Here is a 22,977-nt window from a genome sequence, read left to right as displayed (position 1 = left end):
AAGGAAGTAGCCTTATGCTGCGTAATATGTTCAAAAAAACGTATACCAAGATCGATACGATCTACAGGCCGAAAGCCGGAGACAGCGAAGAGCCCTCCATTCCTCAGGGATTGTGGCGCAAGTGCAATAAGTGCGGGCAGCCGATCTATGTGGAGGATGTAGTGAACAATTATTACGTCTGTCCGAAATGTGACGGCTATTTCCGCATTCATGCATACCGCCGGATTGAAATGCTCGCCGATGAAGGCACCTTTGAGGAATGGAACCAGGAAATGCCCTTCTCCAATCCCCTGGATTTTCCAAATTATGAGAAAAAGGTGGCTGCTGCCAGAGAAAAGAGTCATTTAAACGAAGCAATCGTCACAGGTAAGGCCATGATTGAGGGAAATCCTGCCGTCATCGGCGTCTGTGACGCCCGGTTTATTATGAGCAGTATGGGCCATGTGGTAGGAGAAAAGATTACCCAGGCAGTAGAACAGGCTACGAAGGAAAAGCTTCCGGTGATCCTCTTTGCCTGTTCCGGAGGAGCCAGAATGCAGGAGGGGATCGTTTCTCTGATGCAGATGGCAAAGACTTCCGCTGCCTTAAAGCGCCACCATGAGGCCGGACAGCTCTTTATCAGCGTACTTACAGATCCAACCACAGGCGGAGTGACTGCAAGCTTTGCCATGCTGGGCGATATTATTATCGCAGAGCCTCATGCCCTGATCGGCTTTGCAGGCCCCAGGGTCATCGAGCAGACCATCGGACAGAAGCTGCCCGAGGGCTTTCAGAGAGCAGAGTTCCTTTTGGAGCACGGTTTTGTAGATATGATACTGGAGAGAAAAGATCAGAAGCGTGTGATCGGCCAGATCCTTTATATGCACAGAAAGCACGGGATGACCGCTGTGGAGCCGGGGATGCTGAGGCAGGAAAGTGAGCCTGAGGCGCAGAAAACTCATGCAGCCGGTTCTGAATCCTTTGGTCATCGTTCAAAAGCAGGAGAACACCATGAAAAAACAGCCTGGGATACGGTTCTTCTCTCCAGAAAAGCCGACCGTCCTACGGCTCTTGACTATATCAACGCTGTATTTGACGAGTTTATCGAATTTCACGGAGACCGTTATTTCAAGGATGACGGGGCGATCGTAGGCGGTATTGCCATGTTCCACGGTATGCCGGTTACGGTAATCGGTCAGCAGAAGGGAAAAAATACCAAAGACAATATTAAACGCAACTTTGGTATGCCTTCCCCGGATGGCTACCGCAAGGCCCTGCGTCTGATGAAGCAGGCAGAAACCTTTGGACGTCCCATTGTGTGCTTTGTGGATACACCCGGAGCCTTCTGTGGCCTGGAGGCAGAGGAGAGAGGACAGGGAGAAGCCATTGCAAGGAATCTCTTTGAAATGTCAGATCTGAAGGTTCCCATTCTTTCCATCGTGATCGGAGAAGGCGGAAGCGGCGGCGCTTTGGCTATGGCTGTGGCAGATGAGGTATGGATGCTGGAAAATGCGATCTACTCCATCCTGTCTCCCGAAGGCTTTGCCTCCATTCTCTATAAGGACAGCAAAAAGGCCCCTGAAGCAGCGGAGGTCATGAAGGTAACAGCGGCAGATTTAAAGCAGCTGGGGCTGATTGAGCAGATTATTCCGGAAAAAGATCCCGCAAGTACAGATACCCTGTATCGTATTGCCGGATTTATGGATCAGGCCATGGCAGGCTTCTTTGAAGCCTATCAGGCTATGACAGAAGAGGAACTGGCAGAACACAGATATCAGAGATTTAGGAGAATGTGATGAGTAATTTCAAACCATTGGTAATTGGTGATCTTAAAATAGAAAAACCGGTGATCCAGGGTGGAATGGGGGTTGGAATCAGCCTCCACCGTCTGGCCGGAGCCGTGGCAAAGGCCGGCGGAATGGGGATTATCTCCACTGCTCAGATCGGTTTTAGAGAGCCGGATTTTAAAACGAACTTTGTTGAGGCCAATCTGCGTGCGATCCGTAATGAGTTTAAAAAGGCCAGAGAAATTGCTCCTGAGGGAGCAATCGGCTTTAACATCATGGTAGCCACAAAACACTACGATATGTGGGTGAAGGAGGCCGTGAAGGCAGGAGCCGACGCCATTATATCGGGAGCAGGACTTCCCGTATCTTTGCCGGAATATGCAGAAGCAGCTTATGAGGAAATGAAGGCAGTGGGCAAAAAGCTCCTTCGCCGTACCAAGCTGGCTCCCATCGTATCGACTGCAAAGGCTGCTATGGTGATCTGTAAGATGTGGGACAGAAAGTATCACAGGGTTCCTGATTTTGTAGTGGTAGAAGGTCCTCTGGCAGGAGGCCATCTGGGCTTTACAAAGGAGCAGCTGACGCAGTACGGAGCGGACAGTGCAGATGTGGAGAAGACCTATGACCAGGCCGCTTATGATGAGGAAGTAAAGGCAATTATGAAGGTGGTAAAGGGATATGAGGAGAAATACGATACCCATATCCCGGTGGTTACTGCCGGAGGCATTTACACCCATGAGGATGTAAAGCACCAGTTTGAGCTGGGAGCAGAGGGAGTCCAGGTCGCTACCCGCTTTGTGACAACGGAGGAATGTGATGCGCCGGATGTCTATAAACAGGCGTATATTCAGGCTTCAAAGGAGGATATCGTCATCACTCAGAGCCCGGTAGGTATGCCCGGAAGAGCGATTTTAAATCCCTTCTTAAAGAAGATCAAAGAAGGAGAACGTCCTGCCATCAGAGCCTGCTTCCAGTGTCTGGAGCACTGTGATATTAAGACGATCCCATACTGCATTACCAATGCCCTTGTGAATGCGGCAGAAGGAGCTGAGGATACAGCGCTTCTGTTCTGCGGAAGCAACGCCTTCCGTTCCGAGCGGATCGAAACCGTAGAAGGCGTTATGAATGCACTGCTGATCGGATAGAATGGTATGAAAAGGAGTCGGAAAAGGATCCGGCTCTTTTTATTTGCCCCCCTCCGTTGACCTGCTTCCGATTTGCAGGTAAGATAGAAACGTCAAAAAATGTTAAAACAGCAAGGAAAAGAAAAATGGCAGATAAAAAGAAGGAATATCTCATCGGAGATGTGTCCCGCATCGTTGGATTAAGCCGGGATGCGCTGCGTTTTTATGAAAAAAAGGGCGTGATCCGGGCGAACAAAAAGGAAAATGGATATCGGTATTTTTCAGATGAAGATATCTATCGGCTGATGTGCATTGTTTACCGGAGAAAGATGAATGACAGTCTGGAGGAAATCCGGGAATCGGTTAAGGACAATAGAAGCGTTGCCGGTATGAGGAGGCATTTGGAGCAGAGGATCAAGGAAGAAGAGGAAGAAATCCTCAGGCGCAGGCAGAGTATCGCCAGGATGAGCCTGTCTTTAAAGGATATGGACTGTATCGAGGACTGTATGGGGAAATACAGCCTGAAGAAGTTTCCGCAGGCATATATTCTGGATACCTGCGAGGATATATATGATGGGCTGCGCCAGTGGTTTTCCATGTCCTCCGAGGTCAGCGGCCTGGATATGGCATATTTTTACAATATGTTCTCTGTGGAACATGAGTCTCTGGAAAACAGAGGGACGCAGCTTCTGGTGTACAGGGGACTGGAGCATTTTATCAGTAAAAGCTTTGATCTGTCCAGATATCCGCTTACGGATACGGTACCCTGTATCTATACTATAGAGTCGTCAAAAGAGCTGCTTCCGGATTATGCGGCTGCTGAAAAAATGACAGAGTGGGCAGAAAAACGGGGGATTACGCCTTCCGGGATGCTGTACTCCAACAACATGAGTTCTTTTTTGGGAGAAGAGACGGATACATATTATCTGGAGCTTTATATGCCCGTGATACAGTCCGATCAGACACCATAAAAGGGGGAAGACCCGCCGGGAGAAGCGTTTCTCCCTGGCGGGTCTGCGTCATTACTGACAGTGTAAGGATAAAGGATGGAGCTGCTCCAGGGTCAATAGGGTTTATAAAAACGTAAAGAAATGTAAATATTCTTACAGAAACAGGGAAAATTCGTCAAAAATGTGGATAAATATTTAACAATAGAAGCTATTTCCACATAAAAATACATATTTCCCCATGTTTTCCCTTGACTTTCCCCAAGGTATAAACAAGGTTATCCACAAAGTTATCCACATTATCCACCGATAAACACAACATATATGGTGTAAAATCGACAGAACACAACATTTAGGTTGTGGATAACCTGTAATACACAAAATTATACCTCGGCAGCCGTATTTTCCTTAGTTTGTCCAAAACGGGTGATAAAATCAATGAGATACGATGAAATTGTAACCGTGATCAAAGAGTAGATGATCCGTTTTAAGGGGATATAGGACAGGGACAAAATAAGAACCGTAAGATCGGTAAAAAGATAGGCTCTGGAAATCCGCCATCCGGTTATCTTGGAAATTACAAGGGCCAGCGCGTCATCTCCCGCACAGGAAGCGCCCTGGCGGACTACAAGGCCGCAGCCGATTCCGATAAAACAGCCTCCCAGGACTGAAGCGGCAAAAGGGATATCTGCCAGGCTGGGGAGGAGCGGAGGAAAAAGCTCCCATAAACGGAAAAATCCGGCCATACACAATGTGGCAAATATGGAAGTCTTTAAAAATTCTTTTCCAAGATACTTAAATCCCATGAGATAGCTGAGAAAATCAAGTACCGGGGACAGCAGAGAGGAGGACATGCCAAGCCAGAAATTCAGTAAAAGGATCAGTCCCAGGATACCGCCTTCGGTAATATCGGCCTGCTGGTGGACATTATAAAGTCCAAAGGTGGTAATGGCTGTGCCAATGATAATAGAAACCGTAGTTTTGGGAACGAAGGTTTCCTTCAGCTCCCGTTTGACTATGTGTGACAGCCTGTTCAGCTGCAACATATTAAAACATCCTTTCTTGATATGATGCTGTTATTATAGCAGGACAGTGGGGTGAGGTGTCAAGGGGAGGGGGATCTTAAAAGGAATATTTATGGATGTTCGGGCATAGAATATCAGGCAGGATAGAAAAAGGAGAACGCGTATGCTGAATGTCCTCTGGTCAGGAATGATCCTGTCGGGAATTTTGTGGGCGGCGGTCCATGGAAGGCTGGATCAGGTTACTCAGGGAGCGCTGGCCTCGGCAAAAGAGGCGGTATCCTTATGCATTACAATGCTGGGAGTTATGTCGCTGTGGACGGGAATACTGGAAATCGGCCGCGGAGCGGGACTGATCGAACGTCTTTCCAGGACGATGAGGCCGGTGCTGCGTTTCCTTTTTCCGCATCTTTCTCCGGACAGTGAGGCGGCCAGACAGATTTCCATTAATTTTATTGCCAATATATTAGGGCTTGGCTGGGCAGCTACCCCTGCGGGATTAAAAGCTATGGAAGAATTAAAAAAAGAAGCGGAGGGATCCGGTCATGGCGGCTTTGCAGGTGATCCGGTTACAGCAACCACGGATATGTGCACCTTTCTGATACTGAATATCTCCTCCCTGCAGCTGATCCCTGTAAATATGATCGCCTATCGGAGCCAGTACGGAAGCCCGTCTCCTGCGGCGATAACCGGGCCGTGTCTGGCGGCTACAGCCGCCAGTACAATTGCAGCTGTCATATTTTGTAAGATAATGGGAAGAAAAAAATGACGCCGGTGATGACACGCGGCGTCATTTGAATATGGTTTATTTTTCGTAAGTGTAATTTTCTACCTCCACCTTATCGACTTCCTGATAAGGAGCCAGAGTGGAGATCATTTTAACGGGAACGTCATAATTGTTGATGCAGTAGTGAACCTCAGATGGTTCGATATGGATCAGATCGCCGGCAGAGAGTGTGTTTACTTTGCCGTCTACAACAATATCAATTTTGCCTTCCAGAATGAAAAAGTTTTCTTCCATTACATTGTGGTAATGAGCAGTGAAATCCTGTCCGGGCATGAACTGTACGATGGCAAAATTCATACGCGGGCCCTTCATCAGGTATTTGGGACCGCTGTCACCGAAGCGGTATTCTCTCTCGTTTTCATTTATAATATACATAGAATCCTCCTTTTGTGCAGCAGCACAGTTTGATTTATCGTAATGAAACAGATACTAAATGCCAGGTGCGGTCCACATAGGGGTAGTAAGTCCCTCGTTTACCAGAGCTAGCTGGGCAGCATAGAGTTTTTTCCACTGCACATACATTTCACAGTATACTTTGTGATTTTCCATATTCGGTAGATAGGTGTGGTCGATCTTTACCAGTCTTTTAGCAGCAGCAGAGATATTCGGGTAAATTCCTGCGCCATAGCCTGCGATCAGGGCTGCGCCCAGAGCGGTAGCCTCTTTGACAGCAGGAACCTTTACAGGGATGCCAAGTACATCCGCCAGAATCTGGCTCCAGAGCGGGCTCTTAGAGGCGCCGGAGGCGAAGATAACCTCGGATGGCATATGTCCGGTAGATTCCTGTACCAGTTCCATGTGGCCTTTTGTAACCAAGGCGGTATTTTCTAGGATTGCCCGGTAAAAGGTATATCGGTTAAAATGAGCCGGATCCAGCTGGAAATTTGTAAACGTAGGAGCGGCGTGTTTCCAGTTGATAAAGTTCATTACATCGGAAAAGGTGCACATCATGCCATAGCAGCCGGCGGGGATTTTTTCGGCTTCCCGGTTCATCAGGTCATAGACATCACATCCGGATTTCTCGGCAAGCTGTTTTTCCAGCTGGCAGAAGCCATCCCGGAACCAACGCATCACCAGACCGGGCTTAAATGCCAGGGCTTCATACTGCCATATGTTTTTTACTGCATGGCAGTTGACGCGAACGCGGCACTGGGGGTCTGTATCAGCACGGTCTGTATTGTATTCGTACTGCCAGAAGCTTCCGCCGAAGATTGCGGCATCATTGGCATCTACAGCGCCTACGCCAATGCATCCCAGCTGGGCGTCGCCGCCGCCTACTACAACGAGCGTTCCTTCTGTGAGGCCTGTCTGTAAGGCTGCATTGGCAGTGACGGTTCCGGCGACTGTGCCGGATTCCTTTACCGGAGGGAAGATGCTGCTCTTTAATCCGCAGCGATCCAGAATTGACGGATCCCAGGTTCTGGTTTTCAAATCCATCAGACCGGTCGTGGAGCCGTTAGAAGGCTCTACCGCCAGGATACCTGTCAGTTTGTAGATCAGCCAGTCATTAAACATGCCGATACGGTCGATCTTTTCATAGATTTCCGGCAGCTTGTTCTTTACCCAGAGAAGCCTTGGAAGGGCGTCCAGTGCATAGGACTGGCCGGATTCCAGATAGAGTTCCTTTTCCAGGCCCGGATAGGAATGGATCAGTTCGGCTACCTCATCATTGGCTCTGGCGTCTACGTTGGCACAGGCCCAGATTTCATTGCCGTCTTTGTCATAGAGAACGATGCCTTCGCGCATGCAGGTAGTGGAAACAGCGCCGATTTCGGCTGGATCGATTCCGGTTTCTGAGATCACATCCTGGATGCAGCTTCTGGCCAGATCCCAGTTATGTACCCAATCGAAGTCCATGCTGCCGGGATATCTGGGGTTCTCAGCGTGCTCCCACTCCTGCTGGGAACATCCCAGCTGGTTTCCTTCCAGGTCAAAGAGGACAGCGCGGACGCTGCCGGTTCCGGCGTCGATCGCCATTAAATACTTTGCCATAGTTTTATTCTCCTATCAATTTTCTTGCAGTTTCTTCATCTGTGATCAGGGAATCAATGTAACCGCCCTTTAAAGCTGCCTTGATCACAGTAACTTTCTGTTCGCCTCCGGCAATGCCGATGACATTATTCAGCTCTTTTAGAGTGGACAGCGGGGTGCTGATCAGACGGTCTTCAATATTAGTGACAACAGGAGCACCGTCTTTATCGATAAAGTGGGTCAGTACGTCTCCTACAGCTCCCTTCATCGTCAGATAGGTAAAATCATTTTTGCTTAAAATGCCATTGGAAATGATGGTTGCATCATTATTCATGGCTCCGATTCCTACAATGGAAAAGGAGGAAAGTCCTACCATCCGCCGGATTTCCATCATACTTGGCTCCTGTAAGATAGCCTGGCAGACCTCTTTGGAGGAAAGAAGCAGAGGAGCGGGGTATAAATGGAGTCTTGCCTTAAACACATTTGAAGTGCTGTTAGGAAGATAGTAGCTGACGCCTCCGGTAAAGGATACGACAGAAACCGGCGTGTCAATGATATTGGCCAGGTGGTTTAACACCCGTGACGGCGTATCGCCGTATCCCATATTGATAAAGGTGTTTTCCGAGATACGGTCTGCCAGATAGTTGGCGGCAGCCAGAGCCAGGTATTCATTCAGCTGATTTCGGTCATCCGGTGTTGGAATGATGAGAACATCTTTCAGATCCCACTTTTCCCGCAGGGCCTGTTCAACCGGAAGGTGTTTCCCCAAATCAGGAGAGATCCGAAACTGGATTACTCCGGTTTCTCTGGCAACGTCCAGCAGGCGTATTACCTTCATGCGGGAAATCTCCAGCTTGGATGCGATCGCCTGTTGGGTCATGTTTTCAATATAATAATACCAGGCGGCCTTTAAGATCAGTTCATCATCATACTTCATTGTATTTACCCCTTAGTTGAATATTTTATAATTACAGTTAATTATGAACAAATGATATTATACATAACATATGTTCAATATGCAAATAAATATACCATAAAGGGAAAAAGGTGTCAATACAGCTTGTATAAATGAGCAAGATAATGAAAATAGCTGTATGATGTATAAAATATATAACAAAAAAATAAAAAAATCAATAGTATTATGCATTTTAAATATTAAAAAATAGAAACAACTTGACAAACATGGGCGATATGATTATACTGAGTATGTGGTAAAAATGTTTGAGAGTCAAACAAAAATACAAAATCGGAGAGGGGATTGACATGAGCCAGACCGTCCAGGAACAGACAGGACAAGAATTGCTTTCTGTACGCGGGATCACAAAGAGATTTGGTCTGAACGTAGTGCTGAAGGGAATTGATTTAAGTGTTGGAAGAGGAGAGGTTTTGACGCTGATCGGCGGAAACGGAGCCGGAAAATCGACTCTCATGAAGATTATTATGGGAATCTATCAGCCGGATCAGGGCGAGCTTTACATAGACGGAGAACGCATTTCCAGTTTTAAGCCCGTTGTTTCCCTTCAAAAGGGAATTTACATGGTTCCTCAGGAGCCCATGCTGTTTCCTAATATGACAGTAGAGGAAAACATCCTTATCGGGTTTACCGGAGTGAAGTCGGAGCTGCACAGCCGTCTGGTAAAAATTGTAAAAGATATCGGCTGGAATCTGGATCTTAGCAGAAAGGCGCTGAGTTTGTCTATTGCAGAGCAGCAGATCGTAGAGCTTCTCAGAGGTATGATGAGAAATGCCAAGGTGCTGATTTTGGACGAGCCTACATCGGCGCTGACCTTTGATGAGGTGGAAGCATTATTTAAGGTAGTGACAGATCTTAAAAGCCGCGGGATCGGCATTATTTATATCACTCATCGCATGGCAGAGGTATTTACCATTGGTACTCATGTGGCGATCATGCGGGACGGCGTGATCACACTGAAGGGACCCATTGGTGATTTTACAAGAGAGATGCTGGTGAAGGGGCTTTTGCCTCCTAATATGGAAGAGGTAGAGAAGCGCGAAACAGAAGAGATTACGATTGATTATACAAATTTAAAGCCCGTTTTAAAGCTGGAGCATTTTTCGGGTTATGGATTTGAGGATATCAATTTTGAGGTTTATCCAGGAGAGATCCTGGGTGTGGCCGGATTGGTCGGAGCAGGCCGGACGGAACTGGCAACTACGATTTTTGGCCGGGAAAAACCACTTTCAGGAAAAGTGCTTCTGGAGGGAAAGGATGTAAAAGGGCTTTCGACCAGAGAGGTGATTGCGGCAGGTATTAACTATGTACCTGAGGATCGTCGGCAGAACGGTGTGTTTGGAATGAGCAGCGTAGCAGCCAACACGACATCCTCTCTGCTGTTTAATATCGCGATGGGAAAGGTGTTTCTTAATAAGAAGAAAGAGCAGGAAATCACTCAGAAATATATTGATGATTTCAGGACAAAGGTAACCGGGCAGGAGCAGTCCTGCGGCAGCCTTTCGGGTGGAAATCAGCAGAAGGTAGTGATTGGGCGATGCCTTTCCTCTCTTCCTAAGCTGGTAATCTTAGATGAACCGACCCGTGGTATTGACGCAGCAGCCAGAGGTGATGTATATTCGATTATCCTGGAACTGAAGAAAAAAGGCGTGGCGATCATGCTGATTTCTTCGGATATGGAAGAGATTATTGAACTGTCTGACCGGGCGGTTGTCATGTTCCAGGGGCATGTGACAAGAACGCTGTCAAAGTCTGAAATCGATCAGAACACACTGATGAATGCATCGTTTGATGTAAAAGAAGAAGGAGAGGGCTGACATGAATAGAGTAAAGAAAATGATGAAGGCCCGCGAAGCAGGAAGCTTGCTTTTCCTGGTGCTGCTGATCCTGCTGGTAGGCCTGGTGAATAAGGATTTCTGGCAGCCTGCCAGTCTGCTGAACTGTTTAAATGATTCGGTCGTATTTACGCTTCTGGCGGTAGGAATTGCTTTTGTGATCCTGACAGGAGAGATTGACGTATCCATTGGTGCGACTCTGGGAATGAGTGCCGCTGTCGGCGCGACGATCCTGCGGGATGGAGGAAGTGTGGTAACAGCCGTACTGGCAGCCGTTTTTGTCGGAGCAGTGATCGGACTGGTAAATGGCTTTGGTGTTTCCATATTAAATATTCCTTCCCTGATTTTTACACTGGGTGTCAATGGTGTGGTACGAGGATTGATCTATGTATATACCGGCGGTGCGTGGGTAGAGAACCTGCCGGCATCCTTTACCAAAGCTTCCAATATTAAGATCGCAGGAGAGCTTACCCTGTTTTATGCAGTGACAATTGTGCTGGTATTGATTGCCAATTACATTGTGACAAAGACAAGAAAAGGAAGATACTTCACTGCTGTGGGTGACAATATCTCCGGTGCTATGCTGGTAGGTATCCCTACGATTCAGACTAAGATCCTGGCATATGTGATTTGCGGCATTATGGCAGCTGTAGCGGGTATGGTATATGCTTCCCGTATCGGTTTTATCACACCAACCGCAGGAAACAACTATGAAATGAAGGCGATTGCAGCCTGTGTATTGGGCGGTGTTGCATTGACGGGAGGCCAGGGAAGCCTTTTCGGAGCAGCAATCGGTGCGATCATCATGTCCTCGATCAGCCGTATCCTTGTATTTTTGGGCTTTTCATCTGATTATGACAATACCATTACCGGTATTATGCTGATCGTGATCGTGGTGGTAACGACAGTGGCTCAGAACCATGGGATTGTTAAGAACCGTCATGAGATTTTAAAGGCCAGAACCAATAAGGCAAAAAGTAACGCAGGGCAGAAAGGAGATCAGAAAGTATGAAAACCACTTTTCCTGAAAAGGCAAAAAAGTTTTTTACGAGCTGGGAATTTGTTCTGCTGCTGATTTTGTTTGCTGAAATTGTGATATTTGCGACAAAGAATCCCAAGTTTTTAATGCCAAGAGTACTGTTTGGCAGTTTAAATGACATTATTTCTATCTGTATCATTTCCCTGTTCGTGACCTTTGTTATGATCACAGGCGGAATTGATATCCAGGCAGGCTCCATTGTAGGTTTATCCTCTATTGTTCTGGGTGTGGCATGGCAGGATGGGGGCATGAACATCTGGGCGGCTGTAGCTTTGGCTGTTGTTGTTGCAGGTGTATGCGGCGCTCTTTCTGGTTATTTTGTAGCGTATTGCGGCGTACAGCCAATGGTAGTGACGTTAGGAGGCAGCTTCCTGTTTACAGGTGTGGCGCTTCTGGTATCGAATTTATCTGCGACTGAGAGTTATAAGGGAATCAGCGGATTTCCGGACAGCTTTCTGCAGATTTCCAAATTTAAACTGTTCGGAGTCATTCCGTGTCAGGTTATTATCTTCCTGGTGCTGGCAGTGATCGCCTATGTACTTCTGAATAAGACCAAGTACGGGCGTATGGTTTTCCTGATCGGTGTGAATAAAGATGCGGCAGAGTTTTCTGGTATCAATACCCGGCTGATCACCATGACTACATATATTCTGTCCGGCATCAGCGCAGCGATCGCGGGAATCATCCTGACTTCCTATATTGGAACGGCTAAATCAGATATCGGTGTGACATTTACTCTTCCAATCATTACAGCCGTAGTTCTGGGCGGCACGCTTTCTACCGGCGGCAAAGGCTCTGTAGTAGGAACAGCTTTGGCAGCTGTGGTAATCGGCGTATTAAAGTTTGGACTTCCCCTTTGCTTTAAGGTTCCGCAGCAGTATCTGGATATTCCGGTTGGTCTGCTTCTTCTGGTAGTTGTAATCGGCCGGTCTCTTTTGACCAATCCAAAGGTAGTAGCTGCCCTTCACCAGAAGGACAAAAAATAGTATCTTAATGGAATGCTCCATTAAAATAAAGACGGCGGTTCTAAAACGTTACAAACAAAGATCATATGCAGCAGATGCATAACAAAAAGGAGGATTTTATTTATGAAGAAGAAACTGATAGCAATGGCACTTGCAGCTTCCATGGTAGCTTCCTTAAGCGCATGCGGCTCCAAGCCGGCAGAAGCACCGGCAGAGACTGAGGCGAAGACAGAAACTGAGGCAAAGGCAGAGACTGAAGCCAAAGAAGAAACGGAAGCAAAAGCAGAAGAGTCTGCTGAATCATCCGGTGATGTAAAATCCGTTGAAGGACTGAACGTTGCATTCGTTCCGAAACTGACCGGAAACGCATTCTTTGAATCCGCTAACAACGGTGCGCAGAAGTATGCTGAGAAGTGGGGCTTTACTGTAGATTATCAGGGATCCTCTAATGCATCTGTTGCAGATCAGGTTCAGGTAATCAATAATGCCATTGCATCTGGCGTGGATGGAATCTGTATTTCTTCTGTAGATGCTACCGGTTTGGATTCTGCTCTTACAGATGCGATTTCCAGCGGTGTAACCGTAGGAACCTGGGATTCTGATGTTTCTGATACTGCCCGCAGCCTGATGGTATCTCAGGGTACTCCTGAAATTCTGGGCCAGATGTTGGTAGATATGGGTGCAGATTCCCTGACAAAGAGAGGCAAAGATCCTGAGAAGGATACAATTAAATACTGCTGGCACTATTCTCAGGCAACTGTAGCTGATCAGAACTCCTGGCAGGTAGCCGGAGAGGCTTATATTAAAGAGAACTTCCCGAACTGGGAGAATGTTGCTCCGGATAACTACTATTCTGAGCAGGATGCAGAGAAGGCTGTTTCCATCGGAGCATCCATTCTTGAGGCACACAGCGATATCGACCTGATCATCTGTAATGACTCTACCGCTCTTCCGGGACAGTGTAAGGCAGCACAGAACAAGGGTCTGACCAAGAATGATGTAACGATCACCGGTTTTGCATCCCCAATGTCTATCAAGGATTACTGTGAAGCAGACGTGATCGAGCAGTGGGGTCTGTGGGACTGCGGCGTACAGGGCGCTATGGGCTGCTACCTGACCGCTTATCTGGCAGCTGGAAATACTGTAAAAGTCGGCGATAAGATCAACATCCCTGAGATTGGTGAGGTTGAGGTAATGCCGAATGACTGTCTGGTAGAAGGCGCAGAAACTGCACCAGAAAACAATGGTGTTGTGCTGATGCCAGAGAGACTGATTTTCAACAAAGATAACGTAGCTAATTACGATTTCTAAAGAATACGAACCGCCAGTCAGGCCGGATGTCACAGTCCGGTCTGGCATTGCAGATTCAATGGAATCTGGATTGAACCCCAAAAAGATGAACAAAGACAGGAGAGTAATATTATGGCAGATCTTGAAGGTGTAAAAGTTGCAAAAAATTATCATCTGGACGCTCCATTTGCCAACCAGGAAGGATTTTATGTAAAAGGTGCAAATGCGCTGGACTGGGGCATGAAAAAACATATGTCCAATATTTTTGATGCGAAGAGCGGCAATACGGTAATGTTCGCATTTGACCATGGCTATTTTATGGGTTCCACAGCAGGCCTGGAGAGACTGGATCTTATCATTCCAAAGCTCATTCCTAACATTGATGTGCTGATGGGTACCAGAGGGGCGCTCAGAAGCTGCGTAGATCCGGCGCTGATCGGCGGAAAGGGTGTTGCACTCAGAGCTACCTCCGGTTCCTCTATGCTGAATGATGACCTTTCTCATGAGGTACTGGCTGTAGATGCTGCAGAGGCCTGCAGAATGAACGCAGACTGTCTGGCAATCCAGACCTTCGTAGGCGCAGACGGACAGCTGTCCAGTCTGGACAACCTTTCCAAAGCGGTAAATCTGGGCCAGCAGTATTCAATCCCTGTGATGGGCGTTGTTGCAGTAGGCAAGCAGATGGAGCGTACAGATCGTTTCTTTAAGCTGGCTACCCGTATGGTGGCTGAACTGGGCGCCAATATTGTAAAATCCTATTACTGCGATAACTTTGAAGAAGTTGTAGCTGCCTGCCCTGTTCCGATCGTGGTTGCAGGAGGAAAGAAGCTTCCTGAGGATGAAGCTCTGACACTGGCTTACAGATCCATTCAGGGCGGAGCAAAAGGTCTTGACATGGGAAGAAATATCTTCCAGTCCAATCATCCAGTAGAGATGAGTGCAGCGATTCGTAAGATCGTTCATGAAGGCTTTACCGATAAAGAGGCATATGAGTTCTACCAGGATGCGATCCACTAAGCGCGCAGCCTGACGTGTTTACTGTTATATTATAAAAAAGCCGCTGCGGAGATTATTTTTCCGGCAGCGGCTCATTTTTTATGCCTTACTCTATGCGCTTTCTGCGGTCGTGACCCTTGGACTGGTAGTAGGCTCTTTTATTTTCATACATCCGGCTGTCCGCATCTGAAATGTATTTTTCTACATTTTCATCACAGCATGGAAGCCACACGGAGCCGACAGCCATAAAGGACACGCCCTCTATCATATCATTTTTCAGGCAGTTTACTGCGTGTTCAAATTCCATCTGAGACCAGTTCTCACACAGGATCAGAAATTCATCGCCTCCAACGCGAAAGACGGTATTTTTAGGAAAATGCTCCATCAGACAGCGGCAGCATCGGATCAGCGTCTGATCGCCGGCCTGATGCCCCTGGGTGTCATTGATCTGTTTTAGGCCCATTACATCGGCGTACAGAATACCCAGGCTTGTCTTGATTGGGAGGACGCTTAAAAACTCGTTCATGGCATGACGGTTTTTGGCGCCGGTGAGCTGATCATAAAAGCTCAGGTTTTCAAGCCGCTCCACCAGATCCCGCCGCTTTAGAATAGAAGAAATAAAATGGCCGAAGAGCTGCAGTGTAAAGGAAATATGGCTCATCAGCTCCAGCGGTGGATTGTCAATTCCATAAAAACCAATCAGCCGGCGTCCATCCATTATGGGACTGACAACCAGAGAGTGTATGTTTTGCGGCTTTAGCAGAGAATAAACATCTGGATCCGCTGTACGGATTGCTTCAATATCTGTAATCAGGACATTTTCATTTCGATTAAAGGCCTGTACCCAACTGTTTAAGTCCTGTTCAGGAATATTTATGAGGATATTTTTCTGAGGCAGCACCTGGTCAGAACACCATTCAAAGGTATTGTCAAAGGAATTCTGGCTGTTCCGCTCAAAGATGTAGGCCCGTTCTCCGCTGAAGCTCTGTCCCATATATTGAAGCAGGATATCAATAGAACAGATCGGTGTTTCTGCGGCTAACGCAAAGCGAAGCCCCTCGTTGATCAGCGCTTCTGTATCGGTTTGATCCTCAATTGTCAGCTTTTCCCGCTGGTGGACGTTCATATCGATCGTAATTTCAATCCGTAATCTTCTGCCGTCCCGGATTACCATGGTATCTTTCAGGATATAAGCTCTTTTTACAATGGGATTATACCGGGACCATTCAAAAAATTCTCCGGGGCAGAGCTTGCTGTTGGTACACATGGCACAGGGAGAAGAACAGCTCTGGAGCAGTTCGTAGCATTTGCGGTTCTGATACTGTTCAGGTGATGTAAGTGCGTATTGTGCCATTGCCCGCCGGTTCATATATACCATATCGTAGGTATCCATATCGGCTACATAAACAAGTTCATCCATATTTTCAAAAAAATCCCATATATCTGCCATCATACAACTCCCCTCCATTATGATTTTTTGTACATGGAAGAATCTTTCTATATTATATCGGATTTTTCGGTAAAATGGCATCTTTTTTTGATTTTTGTTAAAAACATTGGAGAATAAATATTCCGCTTCAAACGGATCGGTTCACGTATGCCTTGACAAAAGGAATGGTGGGTTCTATAATCCAACCAAATCAGACTGGCACCAAACGATGGAACGCCGAAAAGGAAAGGATGAGGTTTATGGCAGGTATATTAAACGGAATCACGGAGTTGGTGGGAAATACGCCTTTGATGGAGGCCGTAAATCTGGAAAAGAAGGAAGGATTAAAAGCAAGGCTCCTTCTGAAGCTGGAGTATTTAAATCCAGCAGGAAGTGTAAAGGATCGTGTTGCAAAGGCCATGATAGAGGATGCAGAGGCAAAGGGATTATTAAAAGAAGGTTCTGTTATCATTGAACCTACCTCAGGAAATACAGGGATTGGTCTGGCAGCGATTGCGGCCTCGAAGGGATATCAGGTGATCCTAACCATGCCCGATACCATGAGTGAGGAACGCAGAAATATATTAAAGGCATACGGGGCAAAGCTTGTTCTTACGCCAGGCGCCAAGGGAATGAGCGGAGCCATTGAAAAGGCAGAGGAGCTGGCAAAGGAAATTCCCCAAAGTATGATTGCAGGCCAGTTTGTAAACCCTGTAAATCCCAAAGCCCACAGAGAGTCTACGGGGCCTGAGATCTGGAGAGACACAGAGGGACAGGTGGATATTTTTGTGGCCTCTGTAGGAACTGGGGGCACGATTACAGGAACCGGAGGATATTTAAAGGAAAAGAATCCGCACATTCAGGTAATAGCAGTGGAACCGGCTGCTTCACCAGTGCTGTCAGGCGGTGCTGCCGGAGCGCATAAGATTCAGGGGATCGGAGCGGGATTTGTGCCGGAGGTGCTGGATACAGAGGTATATGATGAGATCATTGCCGTGGATAATGAAATTCCCTTTGAAACAGCCCGTATGCTGGCTAAAACAGAGGGAATCCAGACGGGTATTTCTTCCGGCGCAGCGCTGTATGCAGCCTTACAGGCTGCCAAGCGGCCTGAAAATGAAGGAAAAACCATTGTTGTACTGCTGCCGGACAGCGGAGACCGGTATTATTCTACGCCGCTTTTTCAGGCAGGTGAATAATACCAGGCATTGGGAGACAGCCGTCATATAACATAATCACCGCCTTACAGGAATAAGCTGTATAAAAGTCCTGTGGGGCGGTTTTTATGTCTTTTCTGCTTTTTCTCTCAGATGCTATGGTGCCTCTTATGATCTTCTATATCGTAGGCTTTGGTATTTTATCCGGACGTCCTGTACTGGATGATTTTATCCGGGGAGTAAAGGATGGGGTGAAAACAGTAGGGGGGATCTTCCCTACACTGATCGGCCTGATGGTATCGGTAGGTATATTGCGTTCCTCCGGCCTTTTGGATGCGTTTGGAGAACTGTTAAAGGCGCCGGCTTCCTTTCTGGGACTGCCTCATGCCGTTATCCCCACAGCGCTGGTACGTCTGGTGTCAAATTCTGCGGCAACAGGCCTGGTTTTGGATCTTTTTAAGGAATACGGCACGGAGTCCAGAGTGGGATTGATGGCTTCTATTCTCATGGGAAGTACGGAAACGGTTCTTTACTGCATGAGTATCTATTTCGGGTCTGTGGGAATTCGGAAGACCCGGTACACGCTTGCCGGGGGGCTTCTGGCGTCCGCTGTCGGTCTGGCAGCCAGCGCCGTTTTGTCAGCCATGATGGTTTAGAGGTTATTTGCAGGGAAATATTCATTGCAAAATAACCGTTTGCACACTATAATTGACCGTGTATACCCCGGATTTCCGCTTGGGACAGGCGGGTTTGATTCCGGAAAACGCTTCTGTTTGTCAGAGGCATACAGCAGAAAGAGGTTTTTATGGAACGATATCAGAAATTTCGGAAGGAATTTCCGCGTTTTTATTATCACGGATATAAGACAGAAGAAACAGAATTTACATATAAGATTACATATGATTTTGAGATAGAGGGATTATCCTCCTTTGCGCCCACCTGGACGTTTCCCAAGACGGTAAATGATGGGAAAATCTGGAAGAAGGACGGTCTGTTCCGGAAAATGATTTTTTCTCTGGGTATGGTCGAGCTGGTAAGCTACTGGAAGATTACCTGCTCACCGGAGGTGATTGTGGAAGCAGGTGTGTTAAATGACCGTCAGATTCTCTGGTGGAAGGATCTGTATTTTAATGGACTGGGAGAGTTTTTCTATGTGAATGATATTTCTGAGGCCAATGCTCAGGATTTTATGGAAATCCACTGCAGGCCATCTGAAACGGAAGACGCATCCGATGTTGTCTGTGATGATCCGGAATTTATTTTTAAACAGGGGCGTCTTTCCTCCGTCAGCGGTTCGGAAAAGGGAGTGCTGGTTCCTGTCGGAGGAGGCAAGGATTCCGCAGTGACCCTGGAACTTTTAAAGGGCGCAGGCGTTCCTGTATATGCTTATATTATCAATTCCAGAGGAGCCACAATCCATACCACAGAGGCAGCCGGACTGGATGAGGATCATGTGATTTATGTAAAGCGTACGCTGGATCAGAATATGCTGGAATTAAACCGTCAGGGCTATTTAAACGGCCATACTCCGTTTTCTGCGCTGGTAGCTTTTTCAGGCATTATGGCAGCCAGAATGGCCGGACTTTCCTATGTGGCACTGTCAAATGAATCCAGTGCAAATGAGAGCACCGTAAAGGGAAGTACGGTCAATCATCAGTATTCCAAGAGTTTTAAATTCGAGGAGGATTTTCACCGCTACGAGGCAGAATATCTTCCAGGAAGCGCGTACTATTTCAGTATGCTGCGCCCCTTAAGCGAGTTTCAGATTGCCCGCTTTTTTGCACAGCAGAAGCAGTACCATGCCATTTTCAGGAGCTGCAATGCAGGCAGCAAAACAGACAGCTGGTGCGGACACTGCCCCAAGTGCCTCTTTGTATATCTGATCCTGTCCCCGTTCCTTTCGGAGGAAGAGGTGGAGAAGATTTTCGGAAGAAATATGCTGCAGGATGAGGAGATGAAGCCTCTTTTGGATCAGCTTACGGGTATTCAGGAGGAAAAGCCCTTTGAGTGTGTGGGAAGCCGGGATGAGATCAATTCTGCCATTGTATTAACGATTGAGCGGATGGAAAAAGAGGGGAAGAAGCTTCCGCTTTTATTTGAACATTATAAAGAAACAGGCCTGTATGAGCGGTATCAGACAGAGAAAAATAAGTTTTCTGCTTATTTTGACAGCAGCAATCTGGTGCCTGAACCCTGGGAAAAATTTGTCAGGGAAAGGTGTACAAAGGAAGCATAGGAGACGAGGAGACGGACTGTGATAGAGAAAATTGATCCCTGGGTACGGGGGAAAAAGATACTTTTGCTGGGCTTTGGAAGAGAGGGGAAATCCACATGGGAGGTGCTGCGGCGTCTGGGAACCTTTCAGTCCGTGGATATCGCGGATCAGTCGGCGCCCGGGGAGCTGCCGGAAGGGATTGGAAAATGGATCAGCGGGCCGGATTACCAGAGCTGTCTGAATGATTATGATGTGGTTTTCAAAAGTCCCGGAGTGGTACTGGAAAAGCCGGTGCAGGATTACAGCTGTCAGATCCTTTCCCAGACAGAGGTGTTTTTCAGGTGCTTCCGCGATCAGATTATCGGTATCACGGGCACCAAGGGAAAGAGTACGATTACCACGCTGCTGTATCATTTGCTCAAACATGCAGGATACGATACGGTTCTGGCAGGAAATATCGGAATTCCCGTGTTCGATCTTATGGAAGAGATCGTACCGGAAACAAAGATTGTGTGTGAGCTTTCCTGCCATCAGCTGGAATACATGACCGTTTCACCCCATATTGCCATTTTATCAAATATCCATGAGGAGCATCTGGATCACTATGGTACGATGGAAAAATATGTACGGGCCAAGGAGCACATTTTCTTAAATCAGACCCCGGAGGATGTGCTGATCTGCAGCGTTCAGTGTCTGCCTGAGCCGGGGGAGTGTGTTTCCAGACTGATTACTGCAAAGTCCTCCTTCCCTGAGCCGCCGCTTGAGCGTTTCTGGAAAACAGAGGGGAATCTGGCAGACAGAAAAAAACGGGAAGAAGCCCCTGTTTTGTATGTGGAGGAGAAGGATGGAGTTACATCCATCTGCTATGAGGGCCGTCGTTATAAGATCCCGACCGGTCAGATCCGCCTTTTGGGCCAGCATAATTATTTTGATATTGGTATGACTTATGCAGTGTGCAGCCTGCTGGGAATGGCAGAGGAAACGTTTACAGAAGGCCTTAAGGAGTATGAGCCCCTTCCTCATCGCTTACAATTTCTGGGAGAAATACAGGGCGTTAAATATTATGATGATTCCATTTCTACAATCTGTGAGACAGCAATTCAGGCGTTAAAAACTCTGAAGGACACGGATGCCATCTTAATCGGCGGCATGGACAGAGGAATTGATTACCGAGAGCTGATCGAATATCTGTCACAGTCGCAGGTGCCCCATATTATATTGATGGAGGCCACAGGAAAGAGGATTTTTGAGGAAATCGCGGCAGATTATCCTGATTTTGAAAATCCGTCCAGACTGCTGTTGGCAGAGCATCTGAAGGACGCAGTTTGTCTTGCCAAGAAGGTTACAAGGCCTGGCCGCAGCTGTGTTATGTCGCCTGCAGCTGCCAGCTACGGCATATTCCGGAATTTTGAAGAGCGCGGCGAGGAATTTAAACGTCTGGTGCTTGAAAATGAGCAGCAGGACACAGTTTTTTAAGAATTTTATAAGCATTTTAGGACTTGTATGACACAGGAAAATACTGTACAATCAGTAGAGCGTATCTGAGAAGGATACTGAGGAAAGTGAAAGGAAGAGACGTGGAGACTTACGATACACTGAACGATGTATTGGTAAATCTGTTCCGGGATATCAATGATATCGAAGAGAAGGCCATTACCAGCTATGAGAACAAGGATCTGACCAGTAATGATATGCATGTCATCCATGCGATCGGCGTTGGAACGAAGAAAAATATGTCATCCATCGCAAAGGAGCTGTCAGTGACTGTAGGAACACTGACCATCTCTATGAACAGCCTTGTAAAAAAAGGCTATGTGGTGCGGAGCCGCAGCACAGAAGACAGGCGGGTGGTTCATATTTCACTTTCTGAAAAAGGAATCAAGGCATACGAGCACCATAAGTATTTTCATGAACAGATGATACAGGGAGTGATGGACGTTCTCACAGAGGAAGAGATGAACGCTCTTGTAAAAGCGCTGACAAAGCTGACCTCCTGGTTCCGTAGCTTTGAGAAGAATTAAAGGAGGCAGTTTTTAAATGAAAAAATGGTTATTGGGTATGATGGCGGCAGTTATGGCAGTTTCTCTGGCAGCCTGCACGCCTACTACTGAGAAGCAGAAGGAGGAGACAACCACAGTATCTGCAGAAAATCCGGAACCGGCAGTCGTTCCGACTACTGGCGGGGCTTCAGACAAGGTTCCCGATCCAAATGTAGAACCTGTAGCTGTTATTTCTATTTACCACAAAGGCGACGGAGACAGCCTGGTTCAGGAGATGGATTCTCTTGACGACGACGACCTCAATGCTCAGGCACTGGTAGACAGGATGATCGGATACGGCGTTTTCACTGAGGGAACAGAGGTTATTTCCTTTGATAAAACCGGCGAAGAGGAAAATGCAAAAGGCGTTCTGAACTTAAATCAGGCGAAAAATAACGAAGGTGTTACAGAAACTCAATTTTTGGTAGAAATTGGAAATACATTTATAGAGAATTTTGAGCTTTCCACACTTACAGTCCAGATCAATGGACAGGATATGGAAGGCGCGTCCGCGCTTGAATATGTGACGGCGTTTGAGGATGTGGAGTAAATAAGCTTCAAATAAAACAGATAAAATAAAACTGACAGGAAGCGGCTTTAGATGAACCGTTTTCTGTCAGTTTTTTAGTGCTTTTTAATGATTAAAACTCAGCCATAGCCGCTTCGTCAGCCACTACGATTACATTATTGTGAAGCTGTAAGATAGAAGCGGGAACCTGAGGGGTTACAGGGCCACAGAGAGCTTCGCGGAGGATGCGAGCCTTATCTGCACCGCTGGCAATCAGAAGGATTGTCTTTGCCTGCATGATGGTCTTGATACCCATGGTATAAGCCTGTCTGGGAACATCATCGATAGAAGCGAAGAAGCGCTTGTTTGCCTCAATGGTGCTCTCTGTTAAATCAACGCAGTGAGTCATTTTTGCAAATTCAGAATCAGGCTCATTGAAACCGATGTGGCCGTTGTGTCCGATTCCTAAAAGCTGCAGATCAATGCCGCCGATATCATCGATCACACGGTTGTAGCGGGCACACTCAATGGCGCTGTCCGGCTCTGTTCCATCAGGAATATTTGTGTTATTTAAGTCAATATTGATATGCTTAAAGAGATTATTATACATAAAATAATAGTAACTCTGATCGTTATCCTTTGTAAGTCCCTTGTACTCGTCCAGGTTTACTGTTTTTACATTGGAGAAATCCAGATCGCCCTTGTTGTACCATTCGATCAGCTGCTTGTAGGTACCGATCGGTGAAGAACCGGTAGCCAGTCCCAGCACGCAATTAGGCTTCATGATTACCTGTGCGGAAATGACATTGGCAGCTTGGCGGCTCATTTCATCATAATTTTTTGCTTTGCAGATTCTCATAATAATATCCACCCTTTCCGTAAAATGAAAATTATTTTTGCAATTTTCTCCATAT

General features: G+C 46.9%; 21 protein-coding genes. 15 read left to right on the top strand and 6 right to left on the bottom strand.

Translation table 11 applies throughout. The features are described 5' to 3' along the window. The first annotated feature begins 14 nt into the window (after positions 1-14). The 3 genes from ACZM6M_RS12650 to ACZM6M_RS12640 all read left to right on the top strand — a co-directional run bounded on the left by ACZM6M_RS12650 (position 15) and on the right by ACZM6M_RS12640 (position 3,861). Positions 15-1,775 carry an acetyl-CoA carboxylase carboxyltransferase subunit alpha gene (locus tag ACZM6M_RS12650; RefSeq protein ID WP_418762497.1) on the top strand — a complete coding sequence of 587 codons (1,761 nt, stop codon included), beginning with the start codon at positions 15-17 and terminating at the stop codon, positions 1,773-1,775. Further along, positions 1,775-2,911, top strand: a complete 1,137-nt coding sequence (locus tag ACZM6M_RS12645; protein WP_418762496.1) for an NAD(P)H-dependent flavin oxidoreductase — start codon at positions 1,775-1,777, stop codon at positions 2,909-2,911. Before ACZM6M_RS12650 ends, ACZM6M_RS12645 begins: the two co-directional genes overlap by 1 nt. A 125-nt stretch (positions 2,912-3,036) precedes the next feature. Continuing rightward, on the top strand, positions 3,037-3,861 hold the full coding sequence (locus ACZM6M_RS12640) for a MerR family transcriptional regulator (protein ID WP_337933664.1): 825 nt from the start codon (positions 3,037-3,039) through the stop codon (positions 3,859-3,861). A gap of 359 nt (positions 3,862-4,220) precedes the next feature. Here the strand turns inward: ACZM6M_RS12640 and ACZM6M_RS12635 are convergent, their stop codons facing one another. Next, positions 4,221-4,883, bottom strand: coding sequence for a YitT family protein (locus ACZM6M_RS12635; RefSeq protein WP_066543011.1), 663 nt, complete (start codon positions 4,881-4,883; stop codon positions 4,221-4,223). A 142-nt stretch (positions 4,884-5,025) separates the two neighbouring features. Between ACZM6M_RS12635 and ACZM6M_RS12630 the strand changes: the two genes are divergently transcribed. Then, positions 5,026-5,628, top strand: coding sequence for a nucleoside recognition protein (locus tag ACZM6M_RS12630; RefSeq protein WP_337933668.1), 603 nt, complete (start codon positions 5,026-5,028; stop codon positions 5,626-5,628). A gap of 36 nt (positions 5,629-5,664) precedes the next feature. On the opposite strand, the gene ACZM6M_RS12625 is transcribed toward ACZM6M_RS12630, so the two are convergent. The 3 genes from ACZM6M_RS12625 to ACZM6M_RS12615 are packed head-to-tail and all read right to left on the bottom strand — an operon-like array spanning position 5,665 to position 8,554. Continuing rightward, on the bottom strand, positions 5,665-6,021 hold the full coding sequence (locus ACZM6M_RS12625) for a cupin domain-containing protein (RefSeq protein WP_066543009.1): 357 nt from the start codon (positions 6,019-6,021) through the stop codon (positions 5,665-5,667). 54 nt (positions 6,022-6,075) lie between these two features. After that, on the bottom strand, positions 6,076-7,638 hold the full coding sequence (gene lsrK, locus ACZM6M_RS12620) for an autoinducer-2 kinase (RefSeq protein WP_337433479.1): 1,563 nt from the start codon (positions 7,636-7,638) through the stop codon (positions 6,076-6,078). 4 nt (positions 7,639-7,642) lie between these two features. Next, positions 7,643-8,554, bottom strand: coding sequence for a sugar-binding transcriptional regulator (locus ACZM6M_RS12615; protein WP_337433480.1), 912 nt, complete (start codon positions 8,552-8,554; stop codon positions 7,643-7,645). A 284-nt stretch (positions 8,555-8,838) separates the two neighbouring features. Between ACZM6M_RS12615 and ACZM6M_RS12610 the strand changes: the two genes are divergently transcribed. The 5 genes from ACZM6M_RS12610 to lsrF all read left to right on the top strand — a co-directional run bounded on the left by ACZM6M_RS12610 (position 8,839) and on the right by lsrF (position 14,736). Next, positions 8,839-10,407 carry a sugar ABC transporter ATP-binding protein gene (locus tag ACZM6M_RS12610; RefSeq protein ID WP_489490460.1) on the top strand — a complete coding sequence of 523 codons (1,569 nt, stop codon included), beginning with the start codon at positions 8,839-8,841 and terminating at the stop codon, positions 10,405-10,407. Position 10,408: 1 nt separating this feature from the next. After that, positions 10,409-11,437, top strand: coding sequence for an ABC transporter permease (locus ACZM6M_RS12605; RefSeq protein WP_489490459.1), 1,029 nt, complete (start codon positions 10,409-10,411; stop codon positions 11,435-11,437). Beyond that, positions 11,434-12,450 (top strand): ABC transporter permease, encoded by a 1,017-nt coding sequence (locus ACZM6M_RS12600; RefSeq protein ID WP_317439449.1) that lies wholly within the window; start codon positions 11,434-11,436, stop codon positions 12,448-12,450. The genes ACZM6M_RS12605 and ACZM6M_RS12600 overlap by 4 nt, the downstream gene beginning before the upstream one ends. 102 nt (positions 12,451-12,552) lie before the next feature. Next, a complete protein-coding gene (locus ACZM6M_RS12595; RefSeq protein ID WP_418494241.1) occupies positions 12,553-13,740 on the top strand; it encodes a substrate-binding domain-containing protein in 1,188 nt (395 codons plus the stop codon). A 111-nt stretch (positions 13,741-13,851) separates the two neighbouring features. After that, the gene (gene lsrF / locus ACZM6M_RS12590) at positions 13,852-14,736 is read left to right on the top strand and encodes a 3-hydroxy-5-phosphonooxypentane-2,4-dione thiolase (protein ID WP_337933679.1); all 885 of its coding nucleotides are present in this window, start codon (positions 13,852-13,854) and stop codon (positions 14,734-14,736) included. 85 nt (positions 14,737-14,821) lie between these two features. Here lsrF and ACZM6M_RS12585 read toward each other — a convergent pair whose 3' ends face one another. Beyond that, on the bottom strand, positions 14,822-16,168 hold the full coding sequence (locus ACZM6M_RS12585) for a sensor domain-containing diguanylate cyclase (protein ID WP_489490458.1): 1,347 nt from the start codon (positions 16,166-16,168) through the stop codon (positions 14,822-14,824). Positions 16,169-16,404: 236 nt separating this feature from the next. Between ACZM6M_RS12585 and cysK the strand changes: the two genes are divergently transcribed. The 6 genes from cysK (at position 16,405) to ACZM6M_RS12555 (ending at position 22,105) form a co-directional block, all read left to right on the top strand. After that, a complete protein-coding gene (cysK, locus tag ACZM6M_RS12580) occupies positions 16,405-17,343 on the top strand; it encodes a cysteine synthase A (protein ID WP_340277275.1) in 939 nt (312 codons plus the stop codon). 86 nt (positions 17,344-17,429) lie between these two features. Next, positions 17,430-17,957 carry a spore maturation protein gene (locus ACZM6M_RS12575; RefSeq protein ID WP_066542994.1) on the top strand — a complete coding sequence of 176 codons (528 nt, stop codon included), beginning with the start codon at positions 17,430-17,432 and terminating at the stop codon, positions 17,955-17,957. A gap of 149 nt (positions 17,958-18,106) precedes the next feature. Then, positions 18,107-19,537, top strand: a complete 1,431-nt coding sequence (locus tag ACZM6M_RS12570) for a MurL-like N-terminal domain-containing (RefSeq protein ID WP_417046099.1) — start codon at positions 18,107-18,109, stop codon at positions 19,535-19,537. 18 nt (positions 19,538-19,555) lie between these two features. Beyond that, positions 19,556-20,992, top strand: a complete 1,437-nt coding sequence (gene murD, locus ACZM6M_RS12565; RefSeq protein WP_489490457.1) for a UDP-N-acetylmuramoyl-L-alanine--D-glutamate ligase — start codon at positions 19,556-19,558, stop codon at positions 20,990-20,992. Between the two features lie 86 nt (positions 20,993-21,078). After that, complete coding sequence (locus ACZM6M_RS12560; protein WP_417046101.1) at positions 21,079-21,537, top strand: MarR family winged helix-turn-helix transcriptional regulator; 459 nt, start codon at positions 21,079-21,081, stop codon at positions 21,535-21,537. A gap of 16 nt (positions 21,538-21,553) precedes the next feature. Next, positions 21,554-22,105: an LptM family lipoprotein gene (locus ACZM6M_RS12555; RefSeq protein WP_340277281.1), complete on the top strand. Its 552-nt coding sequence runs from the start codon at positions 21,554-21,556 to the stop codon at positions 22,103-22,105. A 91-nt stretch (positions 22,106-22,196) separates the two neighbouring features. Here the strand turns inward: ACZM6M_RS12555 and nagB are convergent, their stop codons facing one another. After that, entirely contained in the window at positions 22,197-22,922 is a 726-nt protein-coding gene (gene nagB / locus ACZM6M_RS12550; protein ID WP_066542987.1) for a glucosamine-6-phosphate deaminase, read from the bottom strand. Positions 22,923-22,977 lie beyond the last annotated feature (55 nt).

Source organism: Enterocloster sp., from assembly GCF_057861365.1.
Note: the sequence above shows the minus strand (reverse complement) of the source record. Positions and strands in the feature narration are given on the sequence as shown.